This window comes from Rhodopseudomonas pseudopalustris, from assembly GCF_900110435.1.
Lineage (GTDB): Bacteria > Pseudomonadota > Alphaproteobacteria > Rhizobiales > Xanthobacteraceae > Rhodopseudomonas > Rhodopseudomonas pseudopalustris.
The window spans coordinates 414,479-432,003 of sequence record NZ_FODT01000003.1 but is presented as its reverse complement, the minus strand read 5'-3'; the positions used below and the strand labels follow the sequence as shown (position 1 = coordinate 432,003).

16 protein-coding genes are annotated in these 17,525 nt (G+C 66.4%); 8 read left to right on the top strand and 8 right to left on the bottom strand.

Annotated features, from left to right (window positions below):
• Positions 1 to 145 precede the first annotated feature (145 nt).
• Positions 146 to 550, top strand: coding sequence for a DUF3307 domain-containing protein (locus BMY71_RS08180; protein WP_011503988.1), 405 nt, complete (start codon positions 146 to 148; stop codon positions 548 to 550).
• A gap of 82 nt (positions 551 to 632) precedes the next feature.
• Here BMY71_RS08180 and BMY71_RS08175 read toward each other — a convergent pair whose 3' ends face one another.
• The gene (locus BMY71_RS08175; RefSeq protein ID WP_092682968.1) at positions 633 to 1,019 is read right to left on the bottom strand and encodes a hypothetical protein; all 387 of its coding nucleotides are present in this window, start codon (positions 1,017 to 1,019) and stop codon (positions 633 to 635) included.
• A gap of 230 nt (positions 1,020 to 1,249) precedes the next feature.
• Here BMY71_RS08175 and BMY71_RS08170 point away from each other — a divergent pair, with 230 nt between their 5' ends.
• Positions 1,250 to 1,660, top strand: a complete 411-nt coding sequence (locus BMY71_RS08170; protein WP_092682966.1) for a hypothetical protein — start codon at positions 1,250 to 1,252, stop codon at positions 1,658 to 1,660.
• A 13-nt stretch (positions 1,661 to 1,673) separates the two neighbouring features.
• Here the strand turns inward: BMY71_RS08170 and BMY71_RS08165 are convergent, their stop codons facing one another.
• Positions 1,674 to 2,000, bottom strand: coding sequence for a YkgJ family cysteine cluster protein (locus BMY71_RS08165; RefSeq protein WP_092682964.1), 327 nt, complete (start codon positions 1,998 to 2,000; stop codon positions 1,674 to 1,676).
• Between the two features lie 352 nt (positions 2,001 to 2,352).
• On the opposite strand from BMY71_RS08165, the gene alkB reads away from it, so the two are divergent.
• Positions 2,353 to 3,006, top strand: a complete 654-nt coding sequence (gene alkB / locus BMY71_RS08160; protein WP_092682962.1) for a DNA oxidative demethylase AlkB — start codon at positions 2,353 to 2,355, stop codon at positions 3,004 to 3,006.
• Positions 3,007 to 3,065: 59 nt separating this feature from the next.
• Positions 3,066 to 4,304, top strand: coding sequence for an MFS transporter (locus BMY71_RS08155; RefSeq protein WP_092682960.1), 1,239 nt, complete (start codon positions 3,066 to 3,068; stop codon positions 4,302 to 4,304).
• Between the two features lie 185 nt (positions 4,305 to 4,489).
• On the opposite strand, the gene BMY71_RS08150 is transcribed toward BMY71_RS08155, so the two are convergent.
• The 6 genes from BMY71_RS08150 to hpaH all read right to left on the bottom strand — a co-directional run bounded on the left by BMY71_RS08150 (position 4,490) and on the right by hpaH (position 11,124).
• The gene (locus BMY71_RS08150) at positions 4,490 to 6,115 is read right to left on the bottom strand and encodes a thiamine pyrophosphate-dependent enzyme (RefSeq protein ID WP_092682958.1); all 1,626 of its coding nucleotides are present in this window, start codon (positions 6,113 to 6,115) and stop codon (positions 4,490 to 4,492) included.
• Positions 6,116 to 6,145: 30 nt separating this feature from the next.
• Complete coding sequence (locus BMY71_RS08145) at positions 6,146 to 7,021, bottom strand: fumarylacetoacetate hydrolase family protein (RefSeq protein WP_011503982.1); 876 nt, start codon at positions 7,019 to 7,021, stop codon at positions 6,146 to 6,148.
• 157 nt (positions 7,022 to 7,178) lie between these two features.
• Positions 7,179 to 8,156, bottom strand: coding sequence for a 3,4-dihydroxyphenylacetate 2,3-dioxygenase (hpaD, locus tag BMY71_RS08140; RefSeq protein WP_011503981.1), 978 nt, complete (start codon positions 8,154 to 8,156; stop codon positions 7,179 to 7,181).
• Between the two features lie 194 nt (positions 8,157 to 8,350).
• Complete coding sequence (gene hpaE / locus BMY71_RS08135) at positions 8,351 to 9,907, bottom strand: 5-carboxymethyl-2-hydroxymuconate semialdehyde dehydrogenase (protein ID WP_092682956.1); 1,557 nt, start codon at positions 9,905 to 9,907, stop codon at positions 8,351 to 8,353.
• Positions 9,900 to 10,298 (bottom strand): 5-carboxymethyl-2-hydroxymuconate Delta-isomerase, encoded by a 399-nt coding sequence (locus BMY71_RS08130; protein WP_011503979.1) that lies wholly within the window; start codon positions 10,296 to 10,298, stop codon positions 9,900 to 9,902. The genes hpaE and BMY71_RS08130 overlap by 8 nt, the downstream gene beginning before the upstream one ends.
• A gap of 19 nt (positions 10,299 to 10,317) precedes the next feature.
• On the bottom strand, positions 10,318 to 11,124 hold the full coding sequence (gene hpaH / locus BMY71_RS08125) for a 2-oxo-hept-4-ene-1,7-dioate hydratase (RefSeq protein ID WP_092682954.1): 807 nt from the start codon (positions 11,122 to 11,124) through the stop codon (positions 10,318 to 10,320).
• A 210-nt stretch (positions 11,125 to 11,334) separates the two neighbouring features.
• Here hpaH and hpaR point away from each other — a divergent pair, with 210 nt between their 5' ends.
• The 4 genes from hpaR to BMY71_RS08105 all read left to right on the top strand — a co-directional run bounded on the left by hpaR (position 11,335) and on the right by BMY71_RS08105 (position 17,513).
• Positions 11,335 to 11,829 carry a homoprotocatechuate degradation operon regulator HpaR gene (gene hpaR, locus BMY71_RS08120; RefSeq protein ID WP_092683161.1) on the top strand — a complete coding sequence of 165 codons (495 nt, stop codon included), beginning with the start codon at positions 11,335 to 11,337 and terminating at the stop codon, positions 11,827 to 11,829.
• A 128-nt stretch (positions 11,830 to 11,957) separates the two neighbouring features.
• Positions 11,958 to 13,043 (top strand): malate/lactate/ureidoglycolate dehydrogenase, encoded by a 1,086-nt coding sequence (locus BMY71_RS08115; protein ID WP_092683159.1) that lies wholly within the window; start codon positions 11,958 to 11,960, stop codon positions 13,041 to 13,043.
• A gap of 145 nt (positions 13,044 to 13,188) precedes the next feature.
• Complete coding sequence (locus tag BMY71_RS08110; protein WP_092682952.1) at positions 13,189 to 13,965, top strand: HpcH/HpaI aldolase family protein; 777 nt, start codon at positions 13,189 to 13,191, stop codon at positions 13,963 to 13,965.
• A gap of 224 nt (positions 13,966 to 14,189) precedes the next feature.
• Positions 14,190 to 17,513: a transglutaminase family protein gene (locus tag BMY71_RS08105; RefSeq protein WP_092682950.1), complete on the top strand. Its 3,324-nt coding sequence runs from the start codon at positions 14,190 to 14,192 to the stop codon at positions 17,511 to 17,513.
• Positions 17,514 to 17,525 lie beyond the last annotated feature (12 nt).

Genomic DNA, 17,525 nt, shown 5'->3' with positions numbered 1-17,525 from the left:
AGAAATGTCATAATGGGACCGCTGGTCAGTCCCTGACCTGTTGCGATGCTCAGCGCTCGCACGGAACATCCGCACGAAAGACAACGGCGTCCACCGTCTGTTCATGTCGTGATGGACCCGTCGGGCCCAGGCAAAGGGCGTGAGTTTGATCCTTCCCCAATTGTCGTCGGCGGTCTCCGTTGGTGCGCTCACCGGATGGATGCTCGTGCTCACGCTGAAGCACGTGTTCGCCGATTTCTATCTGCAGAACGCCTGGATGGCGATCGGCAAGGACAAGAAGACCGGCTGGGCGTTGCCGCTGTTCGCGCATTGCGCGGTGCATCTGGTGCTGACCACCGCGATAATGCTGATCCTCGCGCCGCGTTTCTGGTTCATCGGGCTGATCGACTGCGCCATCCATCTGGCGATCGATCGCGCCAAGGGATTTTCCGTTGCGACGTTCAACATCACCTCGGAAAGCCGCTGGTTCTGGTGGCTGATCGGCACCGATCAGGCGTTGCACCATCTCACCAGCTTCGCCCTTGCGGTCGTGCTCGCCGCCAATCCGTAGCCGATCGCGCCGGTTCCGGCGAATCCACCGGAACCCCGCGGCTGCTGATCGAATAAATCAGGAACGAGGTTCCCGGCGCGGGTCAGGCGCTGATGCGTTCGTCCTTCTCCGCCGAAGGCGCCGCCGAATTGCCGGCGCCCGGCAGATGCGGCGCCAGACGGGCGTTGGCCTTGATCACTTGTTGTTGAAAGGCGATGCCGTCTTCCAGCAGACGCGCCATCGCGCCGCCGAGCCAGTCCTGATACTCGCGGATGCTGTCGAGCGGCGTCGCCGCTTCGCCCATTCGGCGCGCCGTTTCCAACGCCGCATGGGTTCCAATCCGCCGGCGCTCGAACCAGCCATCGGCGAATTCCTTCATGCCGGCGAGGACGGTTTCCTCATTCTCCCAGAATTTGACCCCGACCGGTGCGTAGGTGCCAGCCGCGGGCTGCAACAGGTTCGGGAACAACAACGTCACGGGATCACTCATCTGAAATCTCCGCCGTTACTGATGAACTTCAATTGCCGGATGGTGATTAAAAGGTTACTCCCGATCGCAGCGGCGGAGTGATCAAATCCGAGCGATCCAAAAAAACGTGATCGCAAATCGTTCCATGCGATTCGCGCAAGTCCTTTCGGAGGTATCGGAAGGCATAGTTAAGCTCTCGTTAGCAAATTCGGCCGCATCCTCATTGTCGAAATCGCCTCGGAGAAACGCCGATGTTGTCGAGCCGTGAAAACTTCGAAAATGACCACTGCCCGGTCCGGGACGATCTCCTCGGCGCGATGTATCGCGCCAATGAGAGCGGTCTGCCGGCGCTGGTGGAGAGTGTGTCGTCCGACGTGCGTGCCCAGCTCGCGCTGTTCTGTTATCGCCGCGCCCATCTGCACGCGCTGGCGCTGACGATCGCCGCGAGCTGCGATGAGCGCGATCTGATCCACCATGGCGGTCGGGTCGGTTCCGTGCTGGTCGCGCTGTCGCGCGAATTGGCGGCGCCGCGGCCTCGCCCGCCGGCGCCGACCTACGGGAACCGCAAGGCGATCACACTCTCGACCAAGCCGCTGTCGAGCTTTGCGCCGCTCGATCAGGACGAGGTCGACGACGACGAGATCGCGCCCACGGCGAGCTGATCTGGTGTGCTGATCAGCCGGCCGTCGCCAGCGGCGGCAGATTGTATCTGCGCCGCGCCATGCCGCATTCCGGATCGCCCGGCTGGCACTCACGGCAAACCTCCGGCCGCAGCGCGTAGATCGTGCAGGCGGTCGCTTCGCCGATCGTCCCGCTGAGCGCGCAGCAGCGCTCGCCGTCGCAGCGCATCCCGCTCAGTCGCGCATTGACGAGTTCCGCCGGTATAGCATCGAGCGCTGCGTCTTCCTCCACCGTGAAACGCGGCCAGTTCGCCGAATAGGCGCAACAGGCGCCGCAGCTCTGGCACGGACTCACGGTATCGATCGGGGTCGGGCTGTTCATCGGTTCGCTTTAGCCTGATGCAGCCGCGTGCGAAACAGCGGGTCGACGGATGATGGCGTTTTCGAGCGAAGCGGATCCCGGTTCGCGTTAAAGAAATGCGTGGACCAACCAGTGAGAGATTCGGTTCTGATTCAATCGGGACCGAAAGAGCTTGAGCCGATGACCCGGTCTGGTGCGTTGGCCGCCGCTATCCGACGTCGCGGCTGCTGTCGGCCAAGGTGCGCGCCTTCGTCGATCTCGCCATGGAGACCAGCGACGGGGGGGCTTCGGATGAAGCGCGGCGGCTTGCGAGCGCGCGCGTTTCGGGCCAGTTCAGAACTGCGCGCGCCACGATGAGAAGGAACCATGGCTGATGGCCACAGCCGATCTGTTCGAAGGTGTGTTCGATGGACCGCGACGCGAGGAGATCGCGCCGGGCGCGGCGCTGCTGCACGGCTTTGCCCGCCCGCAGGAGCGCGATCTGATTGGGGCGATCGAGGCCATCGTCGGGCGCGCGCCGTTCCGCCACATGATGACGCCGGGCGGCCACGCCATGAGCGTGGCGATGACGAGTTGCGGCCGCGTCGGCTGGGTCACCGACCGAAGCGGCTATCGCTACGCGACGCATGATCCGCAGGGCGATCGACCGTGGCCGGAAATGCCGTCGGTGCTGCGCGATCTCGCGATCGGTGCGGCGGCGGAAGCGGGCTTCGCCGGTTTCGATCCGGATGCCTGCCTGATCAACCGCTACGCGCCCGGCGCCAGGATGGCGCTGCATCAGGACAGAGACGAGCAGGATTTTTCCGCGCCGATCGTCTCGGTGTCGCTCGGCCTGCCGGCGATCTTCCAGTTCGGCGGGATGGCGCGCAGCGACAAGCCGCGCCGCTTCGAGCTACGCCATGGCGATGTGCTGGTGTGGGGCGGCGAGAGCCGGCTGGTGTATCACGGCGTGCTGGCGTTGAAGGACGGCGACCACGAGCTGCTCGGCCGCCAGCGCATCAATCTGACCTTCCGCAAGGCGCTGTAGGGGCCCGGCTTCCCTGCCGATGGAACTCCGGTCTATGCTGGTTCCCGAAGAGAGGGACGATGGCCGAGCGGGCGATCGATGACGCGGCTGCGCGCGCCGGCGGTGTGAACCGCATTGGCCTCTATATCGCTTTGCTGCAATTGCTGTTCACGCTGTGCTGGACCATTTACGTGGTCTATCTGCCGAAGCTCGCCGCCGAGGTCGGAATCGCGCCCGGGGCGGTGATCCTGATCCTGATGCTCGACCAGGCCATTTTCACCATCGCCGACACCGCGATGGGCATCGCCGCCGACCGGATCACAACGCTCGTCGGTCGGCTCGGCCTGTTCGTCGGCATCGCCGCGGCGTTCTCCTGCGCCGCCTTCGTGGCGCTGCCTTTCGTCGCCACCGTCGGATCGTCGGCGCAGATCGCGTTCATCGCGTTGATCGTGGTGTGGGCGGCGACGTCGTCGGCGCTGCGCGCGCCGCCGTTGACGCTGCTCGGCAAATACGGCGCGCGGCCGTCGCTGCCGTGGCTGTCGGCGCTGACCATGCTCGGATATGGATTGGCCGGGGCCGTGTCGCCCTATCTCGGCGTGGTGCTGAAGAACGTCGACCCGCGGCTGCCGTTCGTGATCTCGAGCGTGGTGCTGCTGATCACGACGCTGGCGTTGTCGAAGGTCGAGCGCGGCGTTGCGACCGCGCAGGCTGCGCCGAAGACGCCTGCGCCGGCCAGAGCGCCGGGCCGCCTGCCGGTGCTGTTCATCGCCGCGATGGTGCTGCTCGCGCTCGGCTATCAGATGCATTTCAGCCTGAACAGCGCGCCGTTCTTTCTGCGCTTCGCCAGGCCCGACGATCTGCAATGGCTGATGCCGGTGTTCTGGATCGGCTTCAACGTCGCGCTGTTTCCGGCGAGCATGGTGGTGAAGCATCGCGGCGGCCTGATCGTGATGGGCGCCGCGGGGCTGCTCGGCGCCTTGGCGGTGGTCGGCGCGGAATATGCCGGCAATCTGAACGTGCTGATTGCGGCGCAATTCCTCGCCGGCGCGGCGTGGGGCTGCATGCTGATGAGCGCAGTGTCGGCGGCGCTCGCGATCGGACAGACCGGCGCCGAGGGCAGGCTCACCGGGCTGGTGTTCTCGGCGCTGGCGCTCGCCACCTTCGCGCGCATGGCCGCCGTTGCCGGCGGCCTGCAGAAGCTGCCGGACTACGCGCCGCTGCTGCACTGGGCGCCGGTGGCGTGCTGGTCGGTCGCGGGCGCGGGACTGCTGGTGCTGGCGGCATCGCGGCTGCGGACGGGCGATACCGAGACGCCGTAGCACGCAACCAGAGTTCGTCATTCCGGGGCGCGCGCAGCGCGAACCCGGAATCCACACGCCCTGTGGTGATGTTGTTACACCGCGCGTGACGCCTTTTGTCTTCCGCGAGTCCAGGGGTTATGGATTCCGGGTTCGCCGCTTCGCGACGCCCCGGAATGACGAACGAGAGGTTTGTCGCGCAGTAATTACGGCTTCGCCGGATGGATGAACGGCCACGGGCTGGCCTCGCTGTCGCGCGCCACGTCGATCGCGATCAAATACGGACCGCCATGCGCCAGCGCTTTTTCCAGCGCGGGACGGAAGTGATCGGGCGCGGTGACGCGCGCGGCGCCGACGCCGAACGATTCCGCGAGCTTGACGAAATCCGGGTTGACCAGATCGGACGCCACCACGCGGCCCTCGAACTGGGTGACCTGATCGCGCCGGACGTTGCCGTAGGCCGAATTGTCGAACACCAGCGTGACCACGCCGATGTTGAACTGCACCGCGGTGGCGAGCTCCTGTACCGCGAACATGAAACCGCCGTCGCCGGTGATCGCCACCACGGGCCTGTCAGGGAAGGCGACCTTGGCGCCGAGCGCGGTCGGGAAGCCGGAGCCGAGCGTGCCCTGATAGCCCGAGGTGAGGAAGGTGCGCGGCTGGTACACCGGGAAGCCGTACCAGGAGGCGAAGCCGACCTGCGAGAGCTCGTCGGTGACGATGGCGTCGTCCGGCAGCACCTCGCGCAGGATCTTCAGATGCGCCATCTGCGGCTGCACCGACTGGATCGCTTCCAGCGTGCGCGCGGTCGCGTCGCGGATGGTGTCGCGGCGGCCCTGGGTCTTGCTGTAGCCGCGCTTGCTCACCGCGTCGACCAGCGCCCGCGCGCCGGCTTTCGCATCGGCGACGACGGCTGCGTCCGGCGAGAAACGGCGCATCTCGGCGGGATCGATGTCGATCCGCACTGAGGTTTGCCCCGCCGGGCGGAACGGCCAGCGGAACGTGGTCGGCAACTCCATCCGCGTGCCGATGCCGATGATCAGATCGGTCTGCGGCCAGAGCTGATAGGCGGCGGCGAAGGTGAGGCCCAGCTCATGCGCGTTGCTGACGATGCCGCGGCCGGAGCGGAACGCCACGACCGGCGCGTCGATCGCTTCGGCGAGTTCGAGAATCTCGTCGCCGGCGTCGAGCGCGCCGGAGCCGACGAAGATCATCGGCGTCCTGCTCGCGGCGATCAGCCTGGCCGCCGCGTCGATCCGGTCGGGATCGGGCAGCGGCGGCGCGACCAGATCGAGCTTGATCGCGGCCGCGGTCTCGGCGCGTTGCGTGAACACGTCCCACGGCATTTCCAGCGCCACCGGGCCGCGCCGGCCGGACATCATTTCCTGAAACGCGCGGGCCACCAGCGCCGGCGCGCTGCCGGGATATTCGATCCGCTCCGCCCATTTGATGAAGCTGCGCAGCGTCGCGAGCTGGTCCGGCATCTCGTGCAGATGGCCGCGGCCGCGGCCGAGATAGGCGCTCGGCACCTGCCCGGTGAGACACAGCACCGGCTCGTTGCAGCCGAACGCGGTGAGCATCGCGGCGCCCGCATTGAGCACGCCGGGGCCGGGCACGACGCTGAACACGCCGGGGCGGCCCGAGGCGCGCGCATAGCCGAACGCCATATAGCCGCAGGCCTGCTCGTGCCGCGCCCCGATCACCCGCAACTGCGCCTTGGCGAAGCCGTCGAACAGGCCGTAGATCTGCGCGCCGGGCAGGCCGAACACGGTGTCGACGCCGTGCGCGACGAGGCCTTGTACGATCGCTTCGCCGCCGGTCATGATGCTCATGCTTGATGTCCGTTGCTGTTGAACAGGTAACTACGCTGCCGCTTCGTCGATCACGCCGTTGCGCAAGGTCCCGATGCCGTCGGCCTCGACCTCGATGATGTCGCCGGGCGCGAGATACACCGGCGGATCGGAGCGCGCGCCGGCGCCCGCCGGGGTGCCGGTGACGATCAGATCGCCCGGCACCAGCGTGGTGAAGGTGGAGATGTAGTGGATGAGATAGCGGAAGCCGAAGATCATCCGCGAGGTGCGGTCGTCCTGCCGGGTGTCGCCGTTGACGCGGGTGGTGAGGCGGATGTCGGCGATCTGCGCTTCGCCGGTGAACGGTACCAGCCACGGGCCGAGGCTGCCGGTGTGGTCGAAATTCTTGCCCTGCGTAACGTTGAACTTGGCGTGGCGGACCCAGTCGCGGATCGTGCCCTCGTTGCACAGCGTGATCGCGGCGACATGGTCGAGCGCATCGGCTTCCGCGATATGACGGCCTGGCTTGCCGATCACCAGCGTCAGCTCGCCCTCATAATCGAGCAGCTTCGAGGTGCGCGGCCGCACCAAGGACGCGCCGTGGCCGACGAAGGAGCGCGCGGTGCGCATGAACATGCTGGGGAATTTCGGCGCCTCGCTGCCGTCTTTGTATTCGGCGGTGCGATCCGGATAGTTGACGCCGACGCAGATGATCTTTTCGGGTTGCGGGATCGGCGGATGATACACCATCGCGTCGCGGGCGAAATCCGGCGCGAGGCCGGCGGCCTCGTCGACGATCCGCGTCAGCGCGCCGGCGGCGATCACCTCGCGCAGGGTGGGATAGTCGTTGGCGTGGCGCGCCGACAGATCGACGACGCCATTGTCGCACACCGCGCCGTAGCGCGTGAGGCCGTTGACGGTGAAGGTGGCGAGACGGGGAGTGGTCATGGATGATCAGCCTTTGAAGGTGTCATTCCGGGATGCGCCGCGCCAGCGGCGCAGGCCCGGAATCCATACTCACTGACAGGGGTTATGGATTCCGGGCTCGCGCTTCGCGCGCCCCGGAATGACGAAGTTGCGTGCTACGAGTGTGCGCATCCGCGGGTCAATCCGCAATCATCACATCGGCCACGAAGGCCGGCTCGCGAACCGTTTCGCCGAGGAATTCCGAGCCCTGCTCGAACCAGGAGCGCGGCGCGGGCGCGCCCCACAGCGTCTGGCGGCGCGGATCGCGCAGCGACCAGCGCAGCGGCTCGTGGTCGTGGTCCATGGTCTGGTAGTCGCTGCAATACAGCTCGATGCGGTGGCCGTCGGGATCGCGGACGTAGAGAAAGAACGCATTCGAGATGCCGTGGCGGCCGGGGCCGCGCTCGAGGCCGAGCCCGCGTGATGCCATCACGTCGCACAGGTGAATGATGTTCAGCGGGCCGGGCACCCAATAGGCGAAATGATGCAGCCGCGGACCGCGGCCGTTGGTGATCGCGAAATCATGGACATTGCCCTTGCGGTGCATCCAGGCCGCGGCGATCCGGCCGTTCTCGCCGTCTTCCTCGGCATATTCGGTGAGGCGGAAGCCGAGCCGGGCATAGAAGTCGATGGTGTCCTGGGTCTCGGCGGCGAATACGTTGAAATGGTCGAGCCGCTGCGGGTGGCAGCCCTTGTACAGTTCGTAGCGACGCAACAGATGCGGCCGCTTTTCGATGCTTGCGGTGAGTTCGAGCCGGAAGCCGAACGGATCGGTGACATGCAGCGTGCGGCCCTGGAACGGCCGATCGACGAAGCTGTAGATCAGCCCGTTCTCGGCGAAGAAGCTCCCGGCCTTGTCGAGATCCGCCTCGCCGCCGACGCGGAAGCCGAGCCGCGCGGCGGCCGGTCTGTCGGCCTGTCGCAGCACCAGTGAATGATGCTGATGCTCCTCGCTGCCGCGCAGATACGCGGTCGCGTCGTCGCGATCCTCGACATGCAGCCCGATGATCTCGGCGTAGAAATCCACGCTCGCCGCAAGGTCGGTGACGTCGAGCACGACATGGCTGCAACGGATGATGTTGAACGGCGGATCGAATACGTGCTGCGGTACTGGCATGGCGAGGGTCCCCAGGAAAGCGTGGTTAGTTCACAGCATCAAAGTTCGTCATTCCGGGGCGCGCCGTCAGGCGCGAACCCGGAATCCATAGCCCCTGTGTCTGCGGCCGTGCACGAACGCACGCGCCGGGAGTATGGATTCCGGGTTCGCTCGCTGTGCGAGCGCCCCGGAATGACAGACGCGAAAGTCATGCACTACACCGCCCCCAGTCTCTGGATCTTGTGCGTGCCGCGCGCGAGCGAGACGTGTTTGGTCTCCATGTAGAACTCGAACGAGTAGTCGCCGCCGTCTCGGCCGATGCCGGATTGCTTCATGCCGCCGAACGGGGTCGGCAGATGGCGGACGTTCTCCGAGTTCAGCCAGATCATCCCGGCCTCCAGCGCGTCGGCGACGCGGAGCGCGCGGCCGATGTCGGCGGTCCAGACATAGCCGGCGAGGCCGTAGCGGACATCATTGGCGATACGGATCGCGTCCGCCTCGTCGCGGAACGGGATCACGGTGAGGAACGGCCCGAACACTTCCTCCTGCGCGACCTGCATGTCGCTGCGCGCCCCGGTCACCAGCGTCGGCTGCACATAATGGCCGCCGCCCGGCCCGTGATGCCGCGCGCCGCCGACCGCGATGGTCGCGCCGTCCTGTCTGGCGATATCGAAATAGGAGCAGACCTTGTCGAGATGACGCTGATGGATCAGCGGGCCGATCTCGGTCGCGGGATCGAGCGGATGGCCGACCTTCAGCGCGCGCACGCGGGCCGCGAGCCTGTCGATGAAGGTGTCGGCGATCGATTGCTGGATCAGCAGCCGGCTCGACGAGGTGCAGCGCTCACCGTTCAGCGAGTAGATCATGAACACCACGGCGTCGAGCGCGCGGTCGAGATCGGCGTCGTCGAACACGATCACCGGGTTCTTGCCGCCGAGTTCGAAATGCACGCGCTTCAGCGTCGGCGCGCCCTGCGCCATGATCGCAGCGCCCGTGGCGGTTTCGCCGACGAAGGCGATCGCCTTGATGGCGGGATGCTCGGTCAAGGTCTTGCCGGCTTCCTCGCCGAAGCCGTGCACGGTGTTGAGCACGCCGTCGGGCAGGCCGGCCTGCCTGCAGAGTTGCGACAACAGATCGGCGGTCACCGGCGACCATTCCGCCGGCTTGTGCACCACAGTGCAGCCGGCCGCGAGCGCCGGCGCGATCTTCCAGGTCGACAGCATGAACGGCGTATTCCACGGCGTGATCACCCCGACCGGGCCGATCGGCACCCGGGTCGAAACGTTCCAATGCTCGTCGCTCGGCGTGTTGAGGCCGTCGCGCGCCTCGGTGCATTTGTCGGCGAAGAAACGGAAATTCTCGGCGGCGCGGATCGCGGCCTTCGCCATGAAGCGGTGAGCTTGCCCGGTGTCGATGCATTCCAGCACGGCGATGTCGTCTGCGCGCGCCTCGATCGCGTCCGCGACCCTGTGCAGCAGCTTGCGCCGCGCCGGCGCCGGCATGTCGCGCCACGCCGGAAACGCCCGCTTCGCCGCCTGCGCGGCGCGGTCGATGTCCTCAATTGTGCCGCGCGAGACCTGCGCCAGCACCGTGTTGTCGATCGGCGAATGTGTCTCGAACACGTCGCCCGATGACGACGGCACGATCTCGCCGTCGATCAGGTGGCCGATGCCGTCGGCGTTCAATCGCTTCAACAGCGGCGCAGCGCGCTCCTGATTGGCCTGAAACGCAGAGGCCGGATCGTTCGTCCCGGCGGGGGCGGCCTCAGCCATGGCGGGCCTCGGCAATCAGGAGGTCGTGGATCGAGTTGCGCTTCCAGGAGGTTTCCTTGTCGATGACCTGGATGTCGAACGACAACGCGAAACCTTCGTCGGCGAACAGCGGGTCGAGCTCTTGCGACAGCTTGGTGAAGATGTGGTCGCCGGCGCGCTTGCGCGCGGGCAGGTCGCGGCCTTCGCCGAGCCGCAGCAGCATCGCCATGAAGGCGAAGCCGTCGCGGCCGTCGGCGATGGCGTAGTGCTCGCACCGGATGGCGCGGACGCGGATGCCGCCGACCGGGAAAATCCCCGTTTCGATCGCGGTGGTGCGGACCAGATCGACGACGGCGGCGATGTCGACGCGGTCGTCGAGATTGGCGGAATATTCGATGGTGAAATGCGGCATGGGTGGGCTCGCTCGATGATCAGCCGAAGTAACAACTCACGGTGCCGTAGGGGCCGTAGTCGGCCTGAATCGTGTCGCCCTTGCGGCATTCGATGGCGCGGATGAACGACCCCGCCAATACGATCTGCCCCGGCTCCAGCGCGAGACCCTGCGGCGCGATCGTATTGGCCAGCCACGCCACCGCGGTGGCCGGGTGGTTGAGGACGCCGGCGGCGAGGCCGGTTTCCTCGAGCTGGCCGTTCTTGGTGATCAGCGCGCCGATCCAGCGCAGATCGGCGTCGAGCGGCCGGATCGGTCGGCCGCCGAGCACGATGCCGGCATTTGCGGCGTTGTCGGCGATGGTGTCGAAAATCTTGCGCGTGGACTGGGTGTCCGGGTCGACGCGCTGCACGCGGGTGTCGAGAATTTCCAGCGCCGGCGTCACGAAGTCGGTGGCGTTGAGCACGTCGAAGATCGTGCAATGCGGGCCGCTGAGCCGATGCTTGATGACGAAGGCGAGCTCGGCCTCGATCCGTGTGGCGATGAACCGGTCGGTCGGCACCACGCCGCCGTCGTCGAAAAACATGTCGTCGAGCAGCACGCCGGAATCCGGCTCGTCGATCGCCAACTGGCTCTGCATCGCCTTCGAGGTCAGCCCGATCTTGTGGCCACGCAGCACCCGGCCCTCGGCGAGCTTGATGTCGATCCATGCCTTCTGGATCGCGTAGGCGTCGGCGATGCTGATCGCCGGATGATCGAGCGAAAGCTGGCGGATCTGGACCCTGGTCTTCTCTGCCTGATGCAGCCGCCCGGCTGCGGCGCGGATCTCGCTCGACGTCAATGCCATCGCCCGACTTCCATCCCCGCGCGTGATCGTTTCAACAAAGCTGTCGCGCGGCAACTGATTAACATGTTAAATGATCCGGCTCAAACCCAAACCGCGCGTGCTGCAATGCAAAAAGACTCGACGCCGTTGCGAGCGAAGCGAAACAATCCTGCGCCGAAGCCGAAGCCTCGCAAAAGCGAAGAAGCGCAGCGATCCGCGACCGGCGCGCCGATGCGGGATTTTTCACGTTCGCTGCCGATGCAGTTGCTGCGCAGCCGCGAGGCGGTGATGCGCCAATTCCGGCCGCTGCTGCGCGCCCACGGCCTCAGCGAACAGCAATGGCGGATATTGCGTGCGCTGACGGCGGTCGACACCACCGAAGTCACCGAGCTGGCGCACAGCGCTTATTTGCTGGGGCCGAGCCTGTCGCGGATTCTGCGCGACCTCGAGGCCCGCAAGCTGATCGCGCGGAAACCGGCGAAGGACGATCAGCGCCGCAGCATGGTGTCGATCACACGCAAGGGGCTGACCCTGATCGCGGCGGTGGCGCCGTTTTCCGAGGCGATCTACGCCGAGATCGCGCGCCGTTACGGCGCTGCGAAACTCGCCGAACTGCAGGAGATGCTGCGCGTGCTGGAAGCCAGCCTGTCGGCGCTGCCGGTGCGTCATGCCGTGGAGGCGGTAGACAGCCCGAAGGATTTTCGCTCAACTCGCAAGACTAAATGACGATCGAGGCCATTGGCCCGGCCGCATGGGAGGACAATGATGGATGTGATGCAGGGCAGCGCCGCGCGCGCCGCCGGCCGCGGCAAGCTTGCGCCGATACGGTTTGCGCCGACATGGTGTGCGCCGACATGGTGACGGTGCAGGCGGACAGGCTGATCGATTTCGTCGCCCAGGTGTTCGAGCGCGCAGGATCGTCCAAAGCCGAGGCGCGCCGGATCGGCAGTTACCTCACCACCGCGAATCTCACCGGCCACGACAGCCACGGCGTGATCCGCGTGCCGGTGTATATCCGCTGGCGCAACGCCGGCGCCGTGCATCCGGATCAGACGGTGGATGTGCCGGTCGATCTGCCGTCGCTCGCGGTGGTCGACGGCAAGTTCGGCTACGGCCAGACCGTCGGGCCGCAGGCGGTGCGGATCGGCATCGAGAAGTGCAAGGCGCAGGGGCTGTCGGCGGTCGGCCTGAAGAATGCCGGGCATATCGGCCGGATCGGCGACTGGGCCGAGATGGCGGCGGCCGAAGGTCTGGTGTCGATTCACTTCGTCACCGCGGCCGGCTCGATTCTTGTCGCGCCCTATGGCGGCGTCGAGCGGCGGTTGTCGACCGCCCCGTATTGCGTCGGCGTGCCGCGCCCGGGCGCCCCGCCGGTGGTGCTCGATTTCGCGACCTCGATCGTCGCCGAGGGCAAGGTGCTGGTCGCGGCGCGCGGCGGCAAGACCCTGCCGCAGGGCGCGCTGATCAATCCGGATGGCACCTTCAGCGAAGACCCGGCGACGCTGTATGGCGCGTTCGAGAAAGACGGCCCGATCAACCACGTCAACGGCGTCGGCGCGATCCGCGCCTTCGGCGAGCACAAGGGCTCGGGGCTGGCGCTGATCTGCGAGCTGCTCGGCGGCGCGTTGTCCGGCAACGGCGCCACCGGGCCGGACCGGCCGTTCGCCAACGGCATGTTCTCGATCTATGTCGATCCGCAGCGGATCGATCCCGCGCATGTGTTCGACGCCGAGGTCACGCGCTATGTCGATTACTTCAAGAGCGCGAAGACGGTCGCGGGCGTCGATCAGGTGCTGATCCCCGGCGATCCGGAACTGAAGACGCGCGCCGACCGGACCAAGAACGGGGTGCCGCTCTCCGACGACACCTGGGCCGCCATCGTCGCCACCGCCCGCGAGGTCGGCGTCGGCGAACGCGCGATCGCGGCGGCGACGGCGTGAGGCGGCTGCGACACATCAAACCGTCATGCGCGGGCGTGACCCGCGCATCCATCATCTTGCGAAGAACGATGGATTGCCGGGGCGAGCCCGGCAATGACGAACGCGCCGACAACATCATCCACCAACACAGCGCTCGAGGAACGACATGGCGAACAAGGTGAAAGAGATCTGGGCCTCCGGCCGGGCGGTGGTGAATGCGTGGCTGGCGATCCCGTCGGGCTTTTCCGCCGAAGTGATGGCGCAATGCGGCTTCGACAGCGTCACGGTCGACATCCAGCACGGCGTGCAGGACTATCAGTCGATGGTCGCCTGCTTTCAGGCGATGAACGGCCATCCGGTGACCCCGATGGTGCGGGTGCCGTGGAACGAGCCGGGGATCATCGGCAAGGTGCTGGACGGCGGCGCCTATGGGGTGATCTGCCCGATGGTCAACACCAAGGAAGAGGCGGAGAATTTCGTCCAATACTGCAAATACCCGCCGCGCGGCACCCGCAGCAACGGCCCGATCCGCGCCGGGATGTACGGCGCCGGCGGCAGCTATCAGGACACGGCGAACGACGAGACGTTGTGCATCCCGATGATCGAGACCCGCACGGCGGTCGAGAACATGGAAGCGATTCTCGATGTCGAGGGCGTCGCCGGCGTCTATGTCGGGCCGAGCGACCTCGGCTACTCCTATGGTCTGGTCCCGAAGCTCGATCGCGAGGAGCCTGAGATTCTCAAGATCTACGACAAGCTCCTGAAGGAATGCGACAAGCGCGGCATCTATCCCGGCATCCATTGTTCGGGGCCGGCGGGCGCCGCCAAAAACCTCGCGATGGGCTTCAAGCTGGTGACGCTGCTCAACGACAGCGGCATCATGGCGACGGCGGCGAAAGCGTGGGTCGGCGAGACGCGCAAGAATTCGGGCGGGAAGGCGTAACTGCGCCTTCGCAACTGGCATCCTTCGCGACAGCGGGTCCAGTCATCCAGCGTGATCGCGTTCGATTGACGAGCGCTCCGGGACAGTGGGGCGCCCGGCTTACCGGGCGATCACGGTTCTGGGCGATGCAAAGCGCCGCATCGCTGTGCATCCCTTGCCCTTTGTTAGCGCTTGATTGCGTGCTGCCCCGGTGTTCTGCTCAAAAAGAATGCTGGAGTTGTCCTGTGTCGATCTTCGTCGCCCTTCATCACGTCACGCATTATAAATATGACCGTCCGGTCGATATCGGCCCCCAGACCATCCGGCTTCGCCCCGCGCCGCACACCCGCACGCCGATTCTGTCGTATTCGCTGAAGGTCACGCCGGCGAACCACTTCATCAACTGGCAGCAGGACCCGCAGGGCAACTGGCTGGCGCGGTTCGTGTTTCCGGAGAAGGCCAACGAACTCAAGATCGAGGTCGATTTCACCGCGGCGATGACGGTGATCAATCCGTTCGACTTCTTCGTCGAAAGTTATGCCGAGACCTTCCCGTTCGCCTACAGCAACGATCTGATGGTCGAGCTTGCGCCGTATCTGGCGACGACCGAGCCGGGGCCGCTGTTGCGCGACTATCTCGCGAGCATTCCGCGCGAGGCGGACAGCACCGTCAATTTTCTGGTCGACCTCAATGCGAAATTGCGCGAGCGCATCCGCTACATCATCCGGATGGAGCCGGGGGTGCAGACGCCGGAGGAAACGCTCGCGGCCGGCGCCGGCTCGTGCCGCGATTCGGCATGGCTGCTGATCCAGACGCTGCGCCATATAGGCCTCGCGGCGCGCTTCGTGTCCGGTTATCTGGTGCAGTTGCGGCCCGACATCGATCCGGTCGAAGGCCCGCGGGAGGTCGAGAACGACTTCACCGATCTGCATGCGTGGTGCGAAGTCTATCTGCCGGGCGCCGGCTGGATCGGCTTCGACGTCACTTCGGGGATGCTGGCGGGCGAGGGCCATATCCCGGTCGCCGCCACGCCGCACTATCGGACCGCGGCGCCGATCTCCGGCGTGGTCGGCTTCGCCAATGTCGATTTCAATTTCGAGATGAGCGTCAAGCGCATCCACGAGGCGCCGCGCATCACCCGGCCGTTTTCCGACGAATCCTGGGCGCGGCTCGATGCGCTCGGCGACAAGGTCGACGCCGATCTCGCGGCCTCCGACGTGCGGCTGACGATGGGCGGTGAGCCGACCTTCGTGTCGATCGACGACATGGAATCGCCGGAATGGAATGTCGCCGCGGTCGGCGGCGCCAAGCGGATGCTCGCCGACGATCTGATCCGCCGGCTGCGCACGCGGTTCGCGCCGGGCGGGCTGCTGCATTTCGGCCAGGGCAAATGGTACCCGGGCGAAAGCCTGCCGCGCTGGGCGTTCGGCCTGTACTGGCGCAAGGACGGCGTGCCGATCTGGAAGAATGCCGACCTGATCGCGCCGGTGGTCGGCCAGCGCCCGGCGAAGGTGGAGGAAGCCGAGCAGTTCGCGATCGGCACCGCCAAGCGGCTCGGCATCGACACCGACTACGTGCTGCCGGCGTTCGAGGACCCGAACCACTGGCTGCAGAAGGAGGCGGGACTGCCTCCGAATGTCGATCCCTCCGACAGCAAGCTCGCCGACCCCGAAGAGCGCGCGCGGATGGCGCGGGTGTTCGACCAGGGGCTGACCACGCCGAAAGGATTCGTGCTGCCGATTCAGGCGTGGAACGCCGAGGTTCCGAAGCAGCACAAGCGCTGGCGCAGCGAGCGCTGGAAGCTGCGCCGCGGCAATCTGTTTCTGATGCCGGGCGACTCGCCGATGGGCTTGCGGCTGCCGATCGCGTCGCTGCCGCATATTCCGGAAGAGGATTATCCCTTCATCGTCGAGCGCGATCCGCTCGATCCGCGCGGCGCGCTGCCGGCGTTCGCGCCGCCGCCCGCGGCCGAACCGATGCCCGTGTACGAGCAGACGCCGGCGCCGTCGGGCGCGGCGAACCAGGCCGTCGCGGAGCAGAAGCTGCGCAGCGGCGGCGTCCGCACCGCGATGTCGATCGAGATTCGCGAGGGCGTGCTGTGCGCGTTCATGCCGCCCACCGAGACCATCGAGGACTATCTCGAGCTGGTCTCCGCGGTGGAAGCGACCGCGGAGGAGATGCAGCTTCAGGTCCATGTCGAAGGCTACCCGCCGCCGTTCGATCCGCGCATCGAAGTCATCAAGGTGACGCCCGATCCCGGCGTGATCGAGGTCAACATCCATCCGGCGCGGAATTGGCGCGAGGCGGTGACGACCACTTTCGGCCTGTATGAAGAAGCCGCACAGGTGCGGCTCGGCGCCAACCGCTTCCTGATCGACGGCCGCCACACCGGCACCGGCGGCGGCAATCATGTGGTGATCGGCGGAGCGAAGCCCGCGGATTCGCCATTCCTGCGCCGGCCTGATCTGCTCAAGAGCCTGGTGCTGTTCTGGCAGCGGCATCCGTCGCTATCCTATCTGTTCTCCGGCATGTTCATCGGCCCGACCAGCCAGGCGCCGCGGATCGACGAAGCGCGTCACGACTCGCTTTACGAGCTGGAGATCGCGCTGGCGCATGTGCCGCCGCCGGGCGTCAAAGGCCCGTTGTGGCTGGTCGACCGGCTGTTCCGGCACATCCTGGTCGACATCACCGGCAACACCCACCGCGCCGAGCTGTGCATCGACAAGCTGTATTCGCCGGACAGCCCGACCGGCCGCCTCGGTCTCGTTGAATTCCGCGCGCTCGAGATGCCGCCCGATCCGCGGATGTCGCTGGCGCAGCAATTGTTGATCCGCGCGCTGACCGCGAAGCTGTGGCGCGAGCCGCTCGACGGCAAGTTCGTCCGCTGGGGCACTACGCTGCACGATCGTTTCATGCTGCCGCATTTCCTCTGGGAGGATTTCCGCGACGTGCTCGCCGAACTCGGCCGCGCCGGCTACGCGTTCGAGCCGGAATGGTTCAGCGCGCAGCTCGAATTCCGCTTTCCGGTATTCGGCAGCGTCTATCACGGCGGCGTCACGCTGGAGCTGCGGCAGGCGCTGGAGCCGTGGCACGTGCTCGGCGAAGAAGGCAGCGCCGGCGGCACGGTGCGCTATGTCGATAGTTCGGTCGAGCGGTTGCAGGTCAAGGCCGAGGGCTTCGTCGAGGGCCGCCACGTCATCACCTGCAACGGCCGCCGTCTGCCGATGACGCCGACCGCGCGCTCCGGCGAGGCGGTGGCGGCGGTGCGGTTCAAGGCCTGGCAGCCGGCCTCTGGCCTGCACCCCACGATACCGGTGCATTCGCCGCTGGTGTTCGACATCGTCGACAGCTGGAACGGCCGCTCGCTCGGCGGCTGCGTCTATCATGTCGCCCATCCGGGCGGGCGCTCCTACGAGACCAAGCCGGTCAATTCCTACGAGGCCGAGGCGCGCCGGCTGGCGCGCTTCCAGGACCACGGCCACACGCCGGGGCGGATCGATCCGCCCCCTGAAGAACGCACATTAGAATTCCCCCTGACCCTCGACTTGCGCACGCCGCTGCTGCATTGATGCGGATTGCAA

Coding starts and splice junctions, on each gene's coding strand:
- BMY71_RS08115 (WP_092683159.1), top strand. CDS start 11,958: ATGGTGACGGTGCAGGCGGACAGGCTGATCGATTTCGTCGCCCAGGTG.
- hpaD (WP_011503981.1), bottom strand. CDS start 8,156: ATGCCAGTACCGCAGCACGTATTCGATCCGCCGTTCAACATCATCCGT.
- BMY71_RS08170 (WP_092682966.1), top strand. CDS start 1,250: ATGTTGTCGAGCCGTGAAAACTTCGAAAATGACCACTGCCCGGTCCGG.
- BMY71_RS08145 (WP_011503982.1), bottom strand. CDS start 7,021: ATGACCACTCCCCGTCTCGCCACCTTCACCGTCAACGGCCTCACGCGC.
- alkB (WP_092682962.1), top strand. CDS start 2,353: ATGGCCACAGCCGATCTGTTCGAAGGTGTGTTCGATGGACCGCGACGC.
- BMY71_RS08175 (WP_092682968.1), bottom strand. CDS start 1,019: ATGAGTGATCCCGTGACGTTGTTGTTCCCGAACCTGTTGCAGCCCGCG.
- BMY71_RS08130 (WP_011503979.1), bottom strand. CDS start 10,298: ATGCCGCATTTCACCATCGAATATTCCGCCAATCTCGACGACCGCGTC.
- hpaR (WP_092683161.1), top strand. CDS start 11,335: ATGCGGGATTTTTCACGTTCGCTGCCGATGCAGTTGCTGCGCAGCCGC.
- BMY71_RS08110 (WP_092682952.1), top strand. CDS start 13,189: ATGGCGAACAAGGTGAAAGAGATCTGGGCCTCCGGCCGGGCGGTGGTG.
- hpaE (WP_092682956.1), bottom strand. CDS start 9,907: ATGGCTGAGGCCGCCCCCGCCGGGACGAACGATCCGGCCTCTGCGTTT.
- BMY71_RS08150 (WP_092682958.1), bottom strand. CDS start 6,115: ATGAGCATCATGACCGGCGGCGAAGCGATCGTACAAGGCCTCGTCGCG.
- BMY71_RS08155 (WP_092682960.1), top strand. CDS start 3,066: ATGGCCGAGCGGGCGATCGATGACGCGGCTGCGCGCGCCGGCGGTGTG.
- hpaH (WP_092682954.1), bottom strand. CDS start 11,124: ATGGCATTGACGTCGAGCGAGATCCGCGCCGCAGCCGGGCGGCTGCAT.
- BMY71_RS08165 (WP_092682964.1), bottom strand. CDS start 2,000: ATGAACAGCCCGACCCCGATCGATACCGTGAGTCCGTGCCAGAGCTGC.